The 16,412-nt window shown below is 64.1% G+C and carries 12 protein-coding genes, 1 tRNA gene and 1 pseudogene; 7 read left to right on the forward strand and 7 right to left on the reverse strand.

Annotated elements, in window-relative coordinates:
• Positions 1-37 precede the first annotated feature (37 nt).
• From pqqB to pqqE, 3 genes and pseudogenes are all read left to right on the forward strand, one after another.
• Positions 38-958 carry a pyrroloquinoline quinone biosynthesis protein PqqB gene (gene pqqB, locus B9A15_RS02715; RefSeq protein WP_084408813.1) on the forward strand — a complete coding sequence of 307 codons (921 nt, stop codon included), beginning with the start codon at positions 38-40 and terminating at the stop codon, positions 956-958.
• Positions 955-2,000: pseudogene (gene pqqC / locus B9A15_RS02720) on the forward strand (pyrroloquinoline-quinone synthase PqqC). The gene pqqB and the pseudogene pqqC overlap by 4 nt, the downstream one beginning before the upstream one ends.
• A 102-nt stretch (positions 2,001-2,102) precedes the next feature.
• Positions 2,103-3,248 carry a pyrroloquinoline quinone biosynthesis protein PqqE gene (pqqE, locus tag B9A15_RS02730; RefSeq protein WP_084408508.1) on the forward strand — a complete coding sequence of 382 codons (1,146 nt, stop codon included), beginning with the start codon at positions 2,103-2,105 and terminating at the stop codon, positions 3,246-3,248.
• 66 nt (positions 3,249-3,314) lie between these two features.
• Here pqqE and B9A15_RS02735 read toward each other — a convergent pair whose 3' ends face one another.
• Both B9A15_RS02735 and rpsU read right to left on the reverse strand, forming a co-directional pair.
• On the reverse strand, positions 3,315-4,103 hold the full coding sequence (locus B9A15_RS02735; protein WP_084408814.1) for a tetratricopeptide repeat protein: 789 nt from the start codon (positions 4,101-4,103) through the stop codon (positions 3,315-3,317).
• Between the two features lie 319 nt (positions 4,104-4,422).
• On the reverse strand, positions 4,423-4,644 hold the full coding sequence (gene rpsU, locus B9A15_RS02740) for a 30S ribosomal protein S21 (protein WP_084408509.1): 222 nt from the start codon (positions 4,642-4,644) through the stop codon (positions 4,423-4,425).
• Between the two features lie 346 nt (positions 4,645-4,990).
• Between rpsU and B9A15_RS02745 the strand changes: the two genes are divergently transcribed.
• Positions 4,991-5,923 (forward strand): hypothetical protein, encoded by a 933-nt coding sequence (locus tag B9A15_RS02745; RefSeq protein ID WP_084408510.1) that lies wholly within the window; start codon positions 4,991-4,993, stop codon positions 5,921-5,923.
• 506 nt (positions 5,924-6,429) lie between these two features.
• Positions 6,430-6,505 (forward strand) — tRNA-Phe (locus B9A15_RS02750).
• Positions 6,506-6,702: 197 nt separating this feature from the next.
• On the opposite strand, the gene B9A15_RS23595 is transcribed toward B9A15_RS02750, so the two are convergent.
• From B9A15_RS23595 to B9A15_RS02770, 5 genes are all read right to left on the reverse strand, one after another.
• Positions 6,703-6,834 carry a hypothetical protein gene (locus tag B9A15_RS23595; RefSeq protein WP_280173776.1) on the reverse strand — a complete coding sequence of 44 codons (132 nt, stop codon included), beginning with the start codon at positions 6,832-6,834 and terminating at the stop codon, positions 6,703-6,705.
• 270 nt (positions 6,835-7,104) lie between these two features.
• The gene (locus tag B9A15_RS02755) at positions 7,105-9,432 is read right to left on the reverse strand and encodes a Tex family protein (RefSeq protein WP_084408815.1); all 2,328 of its coding nucleotides are present in this window, start codon (positions 9,430-9,432) and stop codon (positions 7,105-7,107) included.
• Between the two features lie 263 nt (positions 9,433-9,695).
• Positions 9,696-11,318: a dihydroxyacetone kinase subunit DhaK gene (locus B9A15_RS02760; RefSeq protein ID WP_084408511.1), complete on the reverse strand. Its 1,623-nt coding sequence runs from the start codon at positions 11,316-11,318 to the stop codon at positions 9,696-9,698.
• Between the two features lie 196 nt (positions 11,319-11,514).
• Positions 11,515-12,903 carry an amidase gene (locus tag B9A15_RS02765; RefSeq protein ID WP_084408512.1) on the reverse strand — a complete coding sequence of 463 codons (1,389 nt, stop codon included), beginning with the start codon at positions 12,901-12,903 and terminating at the stop codon, positions 11,515-11,517.
• On the reverse strand, positions 12,900-13,136 hold the full coding sequence (locus tag B9A15_RS02770; RefSeq protein WP_084408513.1) for a hypothetical protein: 237 nt from the start codon (positions 13,134-13,136) through the stop codon (positions 12,900-12,902). Before B9A15_RS02770 ends, B9A15_RS02765 begins: the two co-directional genes overlap by 4 nt.
• Before the next feature lie 397 nt (positions 13,137-13,533).
• On the opposite strand from B9A15_RS02770, the gene B9A15_RS02775 reads away from it, so the two are divergent.
• Together B9A15_RS02775 and B9A15_RS02780 are read left to right on the forward strand one after the other, a co-directional pair.
• Positions 13,534-14,298: a GntR family transcriptional regulator gene (locus B9A15_RS02775; protein WP_170923141.1), complete on the forward strand. Its 765-nt coding sequence runs from the start codon at positions 13,534-13,536 to the stop codon at positions 14,296-14,298.
• Between the two features lie 429 nt (positions 14,299-14,727).
• Positions 14,728-16,332 (forward strand): ABC transporter substrate-binding protein, encoded by a 1,605-nt coding sequence (locus tag B9A15_RS02780; protein WP_084408515.1) that lies wholly within the window; start codon positions 14,728-14,730, stop codon positions 16,330-16,332.
• Positions 16,333-16,412 lie beyond the last annotated feature (80 nt).

Here is a 16,412-nt window from a genome sequence, read left to right on the forward strand (position 1 = left end):
CAGCAGCGCAGATCGCCGCGGGCGGGGAGATCCCCGTCTGCGGCTTTTGGTGTTGGGGTCGGCGGCCGGCGGCGGCTACCCCCAATGGAATTGTTTGTGCGAGACGTGCCGCCTGTTTTGGGCGGGCGACAAACGCGTGACCGCCCGAAGCCAATCCTCCATCGCGGCGAGCGCCGATGGCGAGACTTGGCTGCTCCTCAACGCATCGCCCGATTTGCGCCAGCAGATCATGACGCTCGGCCCCATGCGTCCGGACGCGACACCGGCGGCCGACGAAGGCGCCAAGCGTGCCTCGCCGATCGGCGCGGTGCTAATCACCAATGGCGATGTCGATCACACGGCCGGCCTCCTGACGCTTCGTGAGAAGCAGACCTTTTCTCTTTACGGCACCGGCGGCGTTCTCGATATCGTCGGCGCCAATTCGGTTTTTTCGGTTCTCGATCCAGCGCATGTCGCGCGTCGTGCAATCAAGATGGGCGAGCCCTTCGAACCGGTCGCTGGTCTCGAAGTCGAATTGTTTTCCGTTCCCGGTAAGGTGCCCCTCTATCTTGAGACCGACCAGGTCGATGTCGGTGAAGAGAGCGAGATGACGGTCGGCGTCCGCCTCTCGGCGCATGGACGCACATCCTATTATATTCCGGGCTGTGCCCATGTTCCGGAGAGCCTGCGCGAAAGGCTGCGCGGCGCCGACGCTCTTCTCTTCGACGGGACTGTCTTCGAGGACGACGAGATGAGCCGCGCCGGTGTCGGCGCCAAGACCGGGCGCCGCATGGGGCATATGCCGATCGCCGGGGAGGGCGGAAGCCTCAGGGCCTTCAATGGTTTGGATATCGGTTCGCGAATCTATATCCATATCAACAACACCAATCCGATCCTGATCGACGGATCGCGTGAACGAGAAGCGATCGAGGCCGAAGGCTGGCAGGTCGCCTATGACGGGATGGAGATCGAACCATGAGCGAGATGATGTCGCGGGAGGCTCTGGAAGCCGCGCTTCGAGCCATTGGCGAGGAGCGTTATCATTCGCGCCATCCCTTCCAGATCCTGCTTCAGGAAGGGCGTCTGACCCGCGAGCAGGTCCAGGCCTGGGCGCTGAACCGCTATTATTACCAGTCAATGATCCCGGTGAAGGACAGCTTCATTCTCGCCCGCCTCGGCACCGTCGAATTGCGGCGGGAATGGCGGGAGCGCATCATCGATCATGACGGCTCCGAGAGCGAGCGCGGCGGCATCGAGAAATGGATCGCCCTGACCGATGGCGTCGGGCTCGATCGCGACTATGTCATGTCTGGGCGCGGCATCTTGCCGGGAACGCGCTTTGCCGTCGACGCCTATGTGCATTTCGTGCGCGAGCGCTCGCTTCTGGAGGCGATCGCTTCGTCTCTGACCGAACTTTTCTCGCCGAGTGTCATCGGCGTTCGCAACAAGGGCATGCTCGCCCATTACGACTTCATCTCGAAAGAGACGCTGGCCTATTTCGACAAACGCCCGGTTCAGGCCAAGCGGGATTCCGATTTTGCGTTGACCTATTGCCTCGACCATGCCCGCAATCGCCAGGAGCAGGAAGCTGTCATCGACGCGCTGAAGTTCAAATGTCAGGTGCTCTGGACCCAGCTCGACGCGCTGTACCACGCTTATGTCGAACCGGGCCATCTGCCTTTCGACGCCTGGCGGCCGGGCGAGGCAGGCACGGCTGGCGAAAGCGAAAGCCGCGCCGCATGAGCGGGACGATCGATGGGACAAGTGTCCCGAAACTGCCGCGCGGCGTGCGCTTTCGCGAGGACAAGACTCGAGGTGGCTATATTCTCGTCGGGCCCGAACGCATCTTCAATATCGACGGCGTCGCGGTCGAGATCTTGAAACGCGTCGATGGCGAGACGAGCTTGGATGGGATCGTCGCCGATCTTTCCAAGGTCTTTGCAGCGAGCGACGACGTCATCCGCCCGGATGTCGAGGCCTTCTTTCTCGACCTTCGCGACAAGCAGATGCTGACGCTTTGAGACAAAACAACAAAAACGCGGGGCGCCGACGTCGGCAAGCCTGCGAATGGGGAGCGAGAGCGGATTGATAGAACGGCTCATCGCATCCAGGGAGGACTTGAGATGAGCGAAACCCTACTCGATCGTCGTGACGCGCCCGCTCCGAGCCGGCCGCCGCGCCCCGAGCCCCCGATTGGGCTCCTGGCCGAACTCACCCATCGCTGCCCCTTGCGGTGTACCTATTGTTCGAACCCGATCGAGCTCGAAACCCGCTCGGCAGAGCTCGACACCGAGACCTGGAAGCGCGTGTTCACCCAGGCCGCCGAACTTGGCGTCATTCATGTCCATTTGTCCGGCGGCGAACCGACGGCGCGCAAGGATATCGTCGAGCTGACGCGCCATGCCGCCGAGGTCGGTCTCTATACCAATCTCATTACCTCCGGCGTCGGCGTCTCCGAGGATCAGCTCGATGCCTTGGTCGAGGCCGGCTGCGACCATATCCAGCTGTCGATGCAGGGTGCCGATCCCGAAATCACCGTCGCGGTCGCCGGCATGAAGGGCGCGTTCGAGCGCAAGCAGGCCTTCGCCGAGCAGGTCGTCCGGCGCGGCGTGCCCTTGACGCTGAATTCCGTGATCCACCGCCAGAACATCCATCAAGTGCCGGTGATGATCGAGAAGGCGGTCGAATTTGGCGCCAAACGCATCGAGATCGCCCATACCCAATATTACGGCTGGGCGCTGAAGAACCGTGCGCAACTGATGCCGGCCAAGGCCGATGTCGATCGCACCATCGAAGAGGTGAAGGAGGCGCGCGAGCGACTGAAGGGCACCCTCGTCATCGACGCCGTCTTTCCGGATTATTACGCGCGCTATCCCAAGCTCTGCAACGGTGGCTGGGGGACGCGGACCTTGAGCGTCACGCCGTCGGGCAAGGTGCTGCCCTGCCACGCTGCCGAAACGCTCAAGCATCTGGACTTCTGGACCGTGCGCGACCATGGCCTGGCTGATATCTGGTACGAGTCTCCCGCCTTCGAAGCCTATCGCGGCACTGGCTGGATGAAAGAGCCTTGTCGGTCTTGCGAGCGGCGTGAGGTCGACTTCGGTGGCTGCCGCTGTCAGGCGCTCGCTTTGACGGGCGACCCGAATGCCACGGATCCCGCCTGCATCAAGTCGCCCCATCACGAGCGGATCGGCGATCTGGCCCGCACCGAAGCGAGCCTCTCGACCGATCCCGGCGCGGTGACCTATCGCAATTTTGGCGCGGCCTGAGGTCGCTGCCGCACCCTCAGGCGAGGGCCGGCGGAAGCGATGAAGCCCGCTGACCTCGGCTTTGCATCAACCGCGCGTGCGGCTCATGCCCTCCTTGGCGGGGGCATAATTTGGGTCGAGCTGGGCGGCCCGGGCGTAGGAACGATAGGCCTTCTGCCGATCGCCCTGACGTTCCAGAAGGATCGCCTGGTTCGTCCAATATTCGGCCTTGGTCTTGTCGAGCTTGAGGGCAGCCGCGAAATCGGCGGCGGCATTCTCCACATCGCCGAGCGCCAGATAGGACACCCCTCGGCCGGAATAGGGCTCGGCGGCGGTCGATTGCAGCGAGATCGCCTTGGAGAAATCCTCGATCGCCTGGGCGTGTTGGCCGTCCAGCTGATAGAGCAGGCCGCGATTGTGATAGGCGCGCGGATCGGTCGTCTTCAGATCGATCGCCGATTGGAAATCCGACAGCGCTTCCCGGTTTCGGCCGGCCAGACGATAGATATTGCCGCGTCCGATATAGGCCGAGGCATAGTTCGGATTGATCTGGATCGCGCGGTTGTAGTCTTCGACGGCCTTCAGCCGTTCGCCGGTCTGGCGATAGATCAGCGCCCGGTTCGCATAGGCCTGATAGAAATTCGGATCGAGCTGGATCGCCTTGGTAAAGTCTTGGATCGCGAGCGCATATTGCCCCGAACGACCATAGGCCGTGCCGCGCACGTTATAGGCTTCCGGATCGCTTGGATTGGCGGTGACCGTCTGACTGAGCGAGGCGATATTCTGTTCCAGGCCCTGGTTCTGATCGAGGGCGATCGCCGTGACCAGAGGTTCGTTCCCGGTCTGACAAGCCGACAGCCACAGGGCGGCCGACATGATCGCTCCAGCGCGCAAGGCACGGGAGGCGCAGATCGTCGAACGAAGATGGGGCGCAAGCAGCGTCACGGGGCAGGCCTCTTTTTCGGAATTTCGCTTTTCCAACAGCTCTTAACGAGGCCAGATTAGACCGGCGCGCCAAGCGATTCCAGCGACCGCTGCCGATCGGCCTCGTGACTGTTGCGCGGCGACCATGGGCACCCTGTCGCATCGGCGACCATGGTCAAAGACAAAAGGCGCGGTCGACTTGCCGCCGGCCACGCCTGTCAGTCCGATTCACTTGATCGTCCGACGCGAAAAGACGCGCCGGTCGGCTTTGTCAGCGGCCGCGGCCGGCCACGATGCCTTCGCGCTGGGCCTGCTTGCGCGCCAGCTTGCGGGCGCGGCGAACGGCTTCGGCCTTCTCGCGTGCGCGCTTTTCCGAGGGCTTCTCGAAGAAGTTGCGCTGCTTCATCTCGCGGAAGACGCCTTCGCGCTGCAGCTTCTTCTTGAGCGCGCGGAGGGCTTGGTCGACATTGTTGTCACGAACGAGGACTTGCACTGAGCGTTCCGTCTTTCAGTTTGGCAAAAAGGGGACAATCACGCGGGACGGTCAGACCGCCCGAGAAAATTCGGTCGCGCGCCCTTAGCAGACCTGTTGCACCCTGTCGAGATGGATTCGGCCGAGCACTATCCGGCGCCTCGACCCTGTCACGCGTAAAGCGCTCTTAGAAGCGATGTCGGACCGTTGGGTGGATTGACGTTAGGTCACGAATGATGTCCCAGTTTGTCGCATTCGATCGGGCCGGGAAGCGATCTTCGGTGTCCGACCGTGTGTCGGCTGGTGGTTCTCGTCATGCGCGCCATATCGGCCGCACCTAAACGATGATGATGAATGAGGATAGCCTATGGCGATCGGCGAATACCGGCGTGAAAGATATCAGACGGCATCGACAGCAAGGCAGCGCAGCCTGTCCTGGGGAGCGATCGTCGCCGGCGTTGTCCTCGCGATCGCCCTGCAACTGATGCTCGGGCTTCTCGGCCTCGGCATCGGTCTTGGCGGCGTTCCGGGGAGCGACCGGGCCGTGACGGCGCTGGCCTCCACAGCCGGAATCTGGTCGATCGCCGTCGCCTTGATCGGCCTCTTCGTCGGCGCCTTCGCCGCGGCGCGGCTCGGCGGCGTAACGGAGACCCTCGACGCCGTGCTCCATGGTGCCATAACCTGGGCGGTGGCGACGCTTCTCGTCGTGGTGCTTCTCGCAGGCACGGCTTCGGCCGTGCTCGGCGGTGCCTTTGGCGCGATCGGCGCTTCGATCGAAGGGCTGAGCCGCGCGGCCATCGCGATGACGGCGAGCCGTGGGCCGGACGGCGCGCTGCCGGATGCGATCCGCTCCGACCTGCGCTCCATTCTGAGTGCCGGATCGACGAATGAGGCGGCAGAGGGAGCGCTCGCCGCCGAACCGACCGGCGGGGATGAGGTAAGCGCCGCCGCCGAGACGAGGGCGGACGCCGCGTCGACGAACCCGGCCGAGACGATCGCGACGGTGGCCTCGGGCCTCTCCGAGACGGCGGGCGATGACGAACGCGAGGCGGCCGTCCGGGCAATCGCCGAAGCATCCGGGCTGTCGACCGACGCCGCCCGGCAGAAGCTCGCGACCTATCAGCAGGAATTTGATCAATTCGTGCGCGAGGCGCGCCAGGCAGCGGACAACGCCGCGCGCACGGTCGCAGCGTCCTCCTTCTCGGCCTTCGTCGCGCTTCTGCTCGGCCTCGTCGTCGGCTCCCTCGGCGGTCTTTTGGGTCGCAGCGGGAGCGGTCGGACAAGTCGCGACGCCGGCTGATACCGGCGGACATATGAAAGCATCGCCTTCGACTATCCGCTGGCAGCCCGAGCGGCGTCTGAGCCGATTCCCGGACAGGGATTAACCCCAGGGATCAATTCAATTGTCCGGATAAGACGCCATAGGGCGAGAACGAGATCATCGGGCAAGGCCTCACGCCCGATGCTTGGCGCCTCCTGATATCGGGTCGAATCGCCCGATCGGCCCTCGAAGCATTCGATCATGAGGGCGCAGCCATGCGCGCGTCACGATGACATTTGCATGACGCGGGAGGATGAGCCGCTTTTTGGTTCTCCGAGGCGCGGATAAGCCTGGTCAGGCCCCTTAAACGTCGCGTGGCCCGGTGCTCGGCGATCCGTTTCGGCCTATGCATGCCCGCCTTCCGAAAGGGCCGGAAAATTCTTGGGCAGAAGGTGCTGGACAGGGCAAAATCGCTTCTCTATAAGGCGCCCATCCCGAGCGCAGACGGCCCACATGGCCGGCTCAGACAGGCGCCGCTCGGAAATGCCCAGGTAGCTCAGTTGGTAGAGCATGCGACTGAAAATCGCAGTGTCGGCGGTTCAATTCCGTCCCTGGGCACCACTTTTGATTTTGACATCAGTCCGTTCCGCAGCTTCGTCTCGGCAGTCGTTCTGCTGTAGGAGGGGACAGCTTTTCACCGGCCGTGAATGGCGCGATTGGTGGGGCGTTCGGGCCGAGCGGGACCACCGCAGAAAGCCGGGAGAGGGTGTCGAGCTATGCCGAGGCCTCGCTCGACGCGCTTCCCACAGTTTGCAGACCTATTCCATCATGCCCGGATGGCGGCGGCGATAGTCGGCCTGGAGGCGACGAGCCTCGATGATGCTCTCGCCGAGCCCTTTCAGGGCGTTGGCGAAACGGGAAAATCCTGTGCGGCGGCTGGTGGGCTTCATGGCGTTGTCCTCTTTCCTGCTGGCTAACGCATCGGACGCAGAGGCCTCGCTCTTGCGTCTGATGTCGGTGCTGCAGTGCAATATAAGGGACGCTGATGGAGTGAGGGACCGGCCTCGCCGCAAGGCAGCTATGCACGTCCGCAGAAGGCTTTCTTTCAACAGTCTTCGGTTTGGACCTGTGGCCAGGAGATAAGCCCATGTGGCGCCTGGACGGTTCAGCGGCCCAATGCACCAGCATCTTGGGCCGCTGGTTTGGGCTTTGTTCTGCCCTCAGCGACGCTTTATGGCTGCTGCGAGAGCATCTGCAAGGGCGCCTTGTTGTTGCGTCTCCTTGCGCGGGGCGCGATCCGATCCGGCCTTGGTGCTTAGCTGGTTCGTCGGCTTTCCAGGACCTTGCCGGCGGTCGGTCTGTCCCGCTTCCGGCATCTCGCTCTTCATCGTCAGTGAAATGCGCTTGCGCTTCACATCGACCTCGATGACGCGCACAGTCACCACTTGCCCGGTCTTCACCACATCGGCCGGGTCTTTCACAAAGCGGTCGGCGAGCTGGGAGATGTGGATCAGGCCGTCTTGATGGACGCCGATATCGACGAAAGCGCCGAAGGCGGCGACATTGGTCACGGTGCCTTCCAGCGCCATGCCGGGCTTGAGATCGGTGATCTCGTTCACGCCGTCTGTGAAGGATGCGGTCCTGAAGGCCGGGCGGGGATCACGGCCCGGCTTTTCGAGCTCGGCGATAATGTCCTTGACCGTCGGCAGCCCGAAGCCGTCGCCCACGAAGCGGCCTGGATCGACAGATTTAAGGGCCTGCGGATCGCGCATTACCTGGGCGACGTCCTTGCCGATCGCCGCGACGATCTTGCGGGCGACCGGATAGGCTTCCGGGTGAACGGCCGAGGCGTCGAGCGGCTCTTTGCCATGGGCGATGCGCAGGAAGCCGGCGCATTGCTCAAAGGCCTTGGGCCCGAGCCGCGGCACTTTCAGGAGCTTGCGGCGACTATCGAAAGGGCCCTCGCGATCGCGATGGGAGACGATCGCTTCGGCGAGCGAGGGGCCGAGGCCGGCAACGCGTGACAGAAGCGCGGCCGAAGCGGTGTTCAGATCGACGCCGACGGCGTTCACCGCATCCTCGACGACGGCGTCGAGAGCCTTGGAGAGGCGCGCCTGATCGACATCGTGCTGATATTGGCCGACGCCGATCGCCTTCGGATCGATCTTGATGAGCTCGGCCAGTGGGTCCTGAAGCCGCCGGGCGATGGACACCGCGCCGCGGATCGAGACGTCCACATCCGGCATTTCCTTCGACGCGATCTCGGACGCTGAATAGACCGAAGCGCCCGCCTCGCTGACGACGGCCTTGACCGGCTTTCTGCCCTTCAGCGCCTTGATCACCTCGCCGGCCAGCTGCTCGGTCTCCCGGCTCGCCGTGCCATTGCCGATTGCGACAAGCTCGACGCCATGTTGTTCGATGAGTTGGGTGAGTTTCGCCATCGCCCCGGAAACATCGTTGCGCGGCTGGAAGGGATAGACCGTAGCGCTATCGACAAGCCTGCCCGTCGCGTCGATCACGGCGACCTTGACGCCCGTGCGAATGCCCGGATCGAGGCCCATTGTCGCCTTGGCGCCTGCCGGCGCTGCCAGAAGGAGATCCTTCAGATTGCGCGAGAAGACGCGGATCGCCTCGTCGTCGGCGCCTTCCTTCAGCATTGTCATCATCTGGGTCGAAAGGCTCGGCTTCAGCTTGGACCGCCACACCCAGCGCGCCACGCCGAGAAGCCATTCGTCGGCGGGGCTCGCAGCGCTGCCCATGCGAATGCGGTTGTGACGCGCGATCATCGCCTCGACCGGTTTGACGCTGGACGGATCCTCCGCATCCACCTCGATGTCGAGGCTTATGATGCCTTCGCGCTCGGCGCGCAGCAGCGCCAGAACCCGGTGGCTCGGTGCTTTGGCCCAGGATTCGGTGTGGTCGAAATAGTCGGAAAACTTCGCGCCTTCCTCTTCCTTGCCTTTGACGACCTTGGCTCGAAGTTCGGCCTTCGCGACGAGATGGTTGCGGATGTCGCCGACGAGGGCGGCATTCTCTGCCATCGTCTCGCCGACGATGTCGCGTGCGCCTTCGAGCGCGGCCTTCACATCCGGCACTTCGGCGGTGACGAAGCGGGCGGCAAGCGCTTCCGGGTTGGTGGAGCGGTCCGAGAGGATCGTCTCGGCCAGCGGCCCGAGCCCCTTTTCACGCGCCGCCTCGGCACGATTGCGCCGTTTCGGGCGGAAGGGAAGATAAAGGTCTTCGAGCGCGACGCGGGTGGTCGTCGCCATGATGGCGACGACGAGCTGGTCGGTCAGCTTGCCTTGCTCGCGGATCGATTTGAGCACCGCCTGCCGGCGCGCCTCGAGATCGCGCAGATAGGTCAGCCGCGTTTCGAGCGTGCGAAGCTGGGCATCGTCGAGACCGCCAGTCGCTTCCTTCCGGTAGCGAGCGATGAAGGGCACCGTCGCGCCGCCGTCGATCAGTGCGACCGCCGAGGCAACCTGCTCGGAGCGCGCGCCGATCTCCTCGGCGATGATCCTCTCAGGGGAAGCGGGCGTCGGTGTCATGAGCATTCTTTCTTCAGACGAAAAGGAGGGGCCGAAGGCTGGCGACGGCCCCTGTGGCCAATGCCATTCCCTTAGCATTCCGACGATTCGAAGACAGTCTTCGCAAAGGCTGAGAACGCTCGATCCCGATCGTCGATCGGGGATCTCGTTGGCCGGCCATCTTCGTCGTCGCCTTTGGCGACCCCCGTCTTTGCGACGATGGTCGCCATCCGTCTCGGCACGCCGGGTGTCGACTGACCGGCAGGGTCCGGTAAGCGTTCGCCTTACGCTTTGGCCATATGCTCGAAGAGACGGGCGACGGCCTCAGCGCCGGGGTCCTTGTGGCCTTTGAGATGATTTGCGCCGAGATAGGCGGCCCGGCCGGCGCCTGCCCGGGTCATTCTTGCGGTGTCGTCGGCACCCTTGCGGGCCGCTTTCGCCGCTTCGGCAAGGCCTTGGTCAAGCGCGTCGAGGGCGGGGGTGAGCGCGTCGATCATGGTGCGGTCGCCCGGTTTTGCGCCACCGATCTCCTGCATGCGGGCAAGGCCTGCCTTGAGGGCGTCCGGCATCGAGGCGCCCCCTTCGGCCGCCTCGCCGGATGCGGCGAAGAAGATCGCGAGAAGAACGCCAGACGAGCCGCCCATGGTCTGGCCGAGTTCCAGGCCGATCGCGCGCAGAAGCTTGGTGCGATCGGCAAGCGGCAGACGGTCCATGGCTCCGATCAGCGCTTCGGCCGCATGGGAAAGCGTCGAGCCCGTATCGCCATCCCCGGACTTTGCGTCGAGCGCGTTGAGATCGCTCTCGGCCTCGATCATCGCCTTGCAGCAACCGGTCAGGAAGGCGCGCAGCTCGGGATCGTCGCTCGGCGCGGGCGCGGACGGCGTCAGCTTGTCCGGAAGAGCCACCGTCTTCGGCTCACCAACGGCCTTCACACCCGGCCAGGCGGACAATGCGACCGGCCGCGAGAGCCAATCGAGTTCGCTGTCGTCGGCGGTGAAAAGCGAGATCGAAAAGCCGCGCATGTCGAGCGACGTCATCATCGGCGCCGGCCCGACCATATGGCGAATGCGCCGACCGATCGTGGAGCGGGCGAGATCGTTTGCAAGAACCCCCATTTCCAGGGAGGAAACGCCGCCGAGATTGTTGAGAAGCGCGACGAGTGGCGCGTCCGAGGCGCCTTTGCCGAGCTTGTCGGCCATTGCCTCGATTGCGCCGGCCGCGCCTTTGAAGTCGATCTGCTCGACACCTGGCTCGCCATGGATGCCGAGGCCGAGTTCGGCCATGCCGTCCGGAATGCGCTCTTCCTTCGGCGAACCCGGCACGGTGCAGGTGTCGAGTGACAGGCCGATGCTCTTGATTTTCTCGATGGCTTTCGTCGCCGCCTGTGAGATTGCAGGCAGGTCGGCACCGTCCTCGGAAAGCGCGCCGGCGATCTTGTGGATGAAGAGCGTTCCGGCAATGCCGCGAGGCGAGGGAAGGTCGGGCAGCGCGATGTCGTCACCGACGATGACCATCTCCACCTTCAGCCCTTGTTCGCGAGCGCGCTCGGCCGCGAGGCCGAAATTCAGCCGGTCGCCGGTATAGTTCTTGACGACCAATAGGCAGCCGGCAGCGCCGGTGACGGCGAGGATCGCGGCAAGCACCGCGTCGACGCTGGGCGAGGCGAAGACGTCGCCGCAGACGGCTGCCGTCAGCATTCCTTCGCCGACGAAACCGGCATGGGCCGGCTCGTGCCCCGAACCGCCGCCCGAGATGATCGCGACCTTCGATCGATCCCAGTCGCTGCGCAGGACGACCCGGATATGCGGGAAGCCGTCGAGCCTTGCGAGCTTGCCGTCGGAGGCTCGGATGAGGCCGTCCACCGCCTCGGTGACGATGTCGTCCTTGCGATTGATGAATTGCGCCATGCTCGGCCCTCCCTCAAAAGTCCGGGCGGCTTTCGCCCTTGATCGATCTCTCGCCGAGAGCGCCGGCCTGCCTGCCGTCGCCCTCCGCTTGAAACCGTATCTATGAGGGATCCCGGCCGTGACGATGCCTTATCGGCGAAGAGGCGGGGAGCGGCCGGTCTCGGGCGCAGGTCCTTTGAAGGATCGACATTGCCGGTCAGGCTCTGTCCGACAGGGCTTCTTCGATCGCCTCGCCGATCGAGCATGCGACGTCTTCGGCAAAGGGCGCGGCCGCGATCTGGACGCTCGCTTTCAAGCCGCCGGTCGTCACTGGACCCGGAACCGACAGGGTCGGCAGGCCGAGAAAGGAGAAGACGCGGGTGAATTTGGCGATCGAGACCATCACCCGCGTCATCGCCTCGCTCGCCCCGACCTCCACATCGGCCGAGATCGGCGGCAGGCTGGGCATGGTCGGCGTCAGCACGGCGTCGCATTCGGACAGGACTTCGGCCATGAAGCGTTCGAGGAAGACACCCTTGATCTGCAATGCCCTGAGATAAATCGGGGCGGGGACGCCAAGGCCCTGGATCAGCCGCGCGCGAACCTGTTCGCCATAGTCCTCGGGCCGTGCGCGCATCGTATCAAGATGGATCGCGCCGGCCTCGGTCATGGCGACGAGATTGGCGAGCTCGATGACGTCTTCGAGCGGCGGCAGCTTCGGCCGGACGATCTTCGCGCCGGCCTTCATCAGGATCGTTTCGGCCTCGCCGAGAAAGGTGACGACTTCGGGCGCGAGATCCTCGGTGAAGAAGCCGGAATCGGGGATGGCGATGGTGAGATCGCTGACCGAGGGGCCTTTGGCCGGGATGGGCGCTACGTCGAGGCAGGCGGGATCGCGATCGTCGGCCCCCGAAATCAGGCGGGTGATCAGACGCGCATCGGCGACCGAGCGCGCAAGGGGGCCGACGCAATCGAGGGAGTGGGACAAGGGCATGGCGCCGAAACGGCTGACGCGCCCTTGCGTCGGCTTCAGCCCGACGACGCCACAACAGGCGGCGGGCAGTCGGATCGAGCCGCCGGTGTCGGAGCCGAGCGCGGCAAAGACCGTATTCGAACCGACGGCGCTGCCGGAGCCCGACGAGGAACCGCCGGCGATCCGCGCCGGATCGAGCGGGTTGCAGGCCCTGCCGAAATGGGCGTTGAAGCCGGTCGGCCCCATCGCGAATTCCGACATGTTGAGCCGGCCAAGATGGATCTGCCCGGCGGTATCGAGGCGCCGGATCACCGTTGCGGTGTGCGACGCGATCTCATCCTTGCGGATCTTCGAGCCGCAGCCGGTCACCTGTCCTGCCCGGTCATACATGTCCTTGTGGGCGAGGGGCACGCCATGGAGCGGGCCTAGGAGGCGGCCGGCGGCAAGGGCCTCGTCGGCGGATCGGGCCGCCGCCCGGGCGCTCTCGTCTTCGATGGCAATGAAGCTGTTGAGGCTCGGCTGCAGGGTTTCAGCGCGCTCGATCGCCAGATCGGTGAGTTCGCGCGAGGAGATCTGTTTGTCGCGGATCGCGCTAGCGGCTTGGATCAAGGTCCAGGCGAGCGGTTCGGTCATCGTGCGGCGCCTTTCGATCGGGCCAGGCGCGCGATCGCCGCGCCATAGGCGTCGGGCTCCACATAGAAGAGATCCCGGCCCTTGGTCAGATCGGTCATGACGCAATGGTCGAAGGCGCGGCGGGCCTGCGCGGCGACGGCGATCGCTTCCCCCTTGAGAGGCGCACGTGCCAGCGTCTTGCGAATGAGGCGGGCCGCTTCGTCGACGGGGTCGGGCTCGGTCAGATCAGGCATGGCTGGAACCTTGTGAGTTGCGCGGGAAGGGAGCCTCGACATCCTGTGTCATCGCCAAATGAATGCCGAGGAGGCAGACAAGACGCGGGTTCGCCGAGACAGCCCCAGAATGGCCGGCTCGGCGATGGCTCGGGTACGGATCGGCCAGGGATGGATATGACATGCTGCACTGCGAATGGAGCGAGTTTGTCCGGACATATACATATAGTCAATCACCCTTGCCGGATTTATGGTTCGGCAGGTTCGACCGACGAAACCGGGATACGTGTCTTTGCCCGGCCTGGCGTTCCGCTATAGCGATCGAGGCGATGCGCGATGCGTCCGCCGCAGACCGAGAATGAGAGGAGCCGGCGTGTCGTCCGATGCTGCGCGCAAGCGGAAAAGGCGTGAGAGCGGCGTGGAGACAGCGACCGGGCCTGTGCAGGACAACTCATTCGCTCGCACGCCGCTCTATCTTGCGCTGGCCCACGATCTGGAGGGCCGCATCCGGGACGGGCGGCTTCCGCTCGGCTCGTTGCTGCCGCCGGAGCCGGACCTTGCCGCCGAGTTCGGCGTCTCGCGCCATACGCTTCGTCAGGCCATTCAGCGGCTCAGACGCCTCGGCCTCGTCAGCGCCAAGAAGGGCGTGGGTACGACCATTTGCGAGGCCGACGCGTCGAGCGCCCGCCGCTTCGTCTCGGCGTCCCGCGCGGATTTGAGCGAACAGGCCGAGGGCACCGACTTCACCATTTTCGAGAGCGCCTCCGTGCGTGCGCGTGGGTCTCTGGCGAGCGAGCTCGCTTGCCGGCCGGGGCGGGAATGGTTCACACTGAAAGGCACGCGCTCGGAGATCGGCGCCGACCGGCCGATGGCGCTGGATGAGGTCTATGTGGACCCGCGCCTTGCCGAAACGCTCAAAGCCATGAACCCGATCCGCCAGGCGATCTTTCGCCTGGTCGAAGAGGTGACGGGCGAACGCATTGCTGAAATTCGGCAAACGATCCGCCCCGTCATCCTTGATCGCCCGACGGCCGAGGTCTTAAACGCGCAAGCTGGCGAGCCCGCGCTCAAGATCACGAGAGCCTATTTCAGCCCCAGCGGACGGCTTTTGGAACTCTCCTATCAAACGCTGCCGGCCGATCGCTTCGCCTATACGACAGTGTTGCGCGATGTGACGGCCTGATGCGTCGCGGTCGAAGGCCCTGGGGTGCCCTCGAATAATGAAGCGGCATGCCCATTGTATGCGCATTGAGAATGGGATGCCTAATCCGTATACAGTCGACGCCTGCGCCCGCGTCGTTCCGATCGTCGAGAGCGCGGTTGGCGTCTGAAGCCGAGGACCACCGAGCGAATTTTTTGGCGTCCTCGTTTGGACGTGTTCGGAGAAGGCTCCCATCCCGTGCCAATCCGCGTCGAGGGCTGCCCTGAGCCAGGTGGCCGACCGATGGCGATGAGCGCCCGGCGATTGAAGATTGCGCGCTTCTCTTGCGCCGGGGAGTGGATCGCGTCGGGCTAGCGTCGCTGCTTGGCACGCCCCTTGCAAAGCCACCCATGAGGCACCCGCCAGCCTCACGAGCCAACCGCTTTCGCCAATCGGGTAAAAGGATCGCCCATGTTTCTCAAGCCGCTTCGCAGCGCCGCTCTGGCCGTCGCTACTGTCGCGCTCCTCTCGACCTCGGCCCTGGCCGCGGGCACATTGCGCGTCGGCATGACGGCCTCCGACATTCCGCTGACCACCGGCCAGACCGACCAGGGCGGTGAGGGCATGCGCTTCATGGGCTATACGGTCTATGACAGTCTCATCAATTGGGACCTCTCCAGCGCCGATAAGCCTTCCACCCTGACGCCGGGCCTTGCCACCGAATGGTCGACCGATCCCGAGGATCGGACAAAATGGACCTTCAAGCTGCGCGAGGGGGTCAAGTTCCATGATGGATCGGACTTCACCGCCGATGCGGTGGTCTGGAATCTGGATAAGCCCCTCAACGACCAGTCCGAGCAATATGATACGCGCCAAGCCGCGCAAGGCGCGAGCCGCATTCCCTCCATCGCGAGCTATAAGGTCGTCGATCCTTTGACGGTCGAGATCGTCACCAAGGCGCCGGATGCGACGCTGCCCTATCAGATCGCCTGGATCATGTTCTCCTCACCGGCCAATTGGGAGGCCAATGGCAAGGACTGGGAAAAGGTCGCGGCGAACCCCTCCGGCACCGGCCCATGGAAGCTGACAAGCTTTGTGCCGCGCGAGCGCGCCGAACTCGTTCCCAACACTGATTATTGGGACGAGAACCGTATCCCGAAGCTCGACAAGATGGTGCTGATCCCGCTCCCCGAGCCGAATGCCCGCTCATCGGCGCTTTTGTCGGGCCAAGTCGATTGGATCGAAGCGCCGGCGCCCGATCTCGTTCCGGCGCTCGAAGGCAACGGCTTCGAGATCGTCTCCAACGCCTATCCGCACAACTGGACCTATCACTTCTCGCGCCTCGAAGGCTCGCCCTGGAACGACATCAATGTCCGCAAGGCCGCCAATCTCGCCATCGACCGGGCGGGGCTGAAGCAGCTTCTCGGCGGCCTGATGATCGAGGCCAAGGGCTTCATGCCGCCGTCATCACAATGGTTCGGCAATCCCGAATTCGATGTGAAATACGATCCTGACGCGGCCAAGGAGTATCTCGCCAAGGCCGGCTACGGGCCGGACAAGCCGCTGACGGTGAAGGCGCTGATCTCGCCATCGGGATCGGGTCAGATGCTGCCGCTGCCGATGAACGAGTTCATCCAGCAAAATCTTGCGGAAGTCGGCATCAATGTGGATTTCGAGGTCGTCGAGTGGAACACGATGATCAATATCTGGCGCGCCGGCGCGGCCGATCCGTCCGCCCAAGGGGCTCAGTCCATCAACTTCTCTTACTTCATTCAGGACCCGTTCACCGGTCTCATCCGGCATCTGTCCTGTGACCTCATCGCGCCCAATGGCACCAATTGGGGCCATTACTGCGATCCGGAGATGGAGGACCTGTTCAAGCAGATCCGAAACACCTTCGATCCGGCCGAGCAGGACAAGGTCTTGCAGAAAACCCACGAGAAATACGTCAACGACGCGCTCTTCCTCTTCGTTGCCCACGACGTGGCGCCGCGCGCCATGAGCCCGAAGGTGAAGGGCTTCGTCCAGGCCCAGAACTGGTTCCAGGATTTCTCGACGATCTCGATCGAAGAGTAATCCGAAAGCTCCTCGGGCGGCCTGCCTGCGACACGCCGGGCCGCCCGATCGCCTGATCCGCATTCCAGTCATGCCGGCCT

It is taken from the genome of Fulvimarina manganoxydans, assembly GCF_900176465.1.
Lineage (GTDB): Bacteria > Pseudomonadota > Alphaproteobacteria > Rhizobiales > Rhizobiaceae > Fulvimarina > Fulvimarina manganoxydans.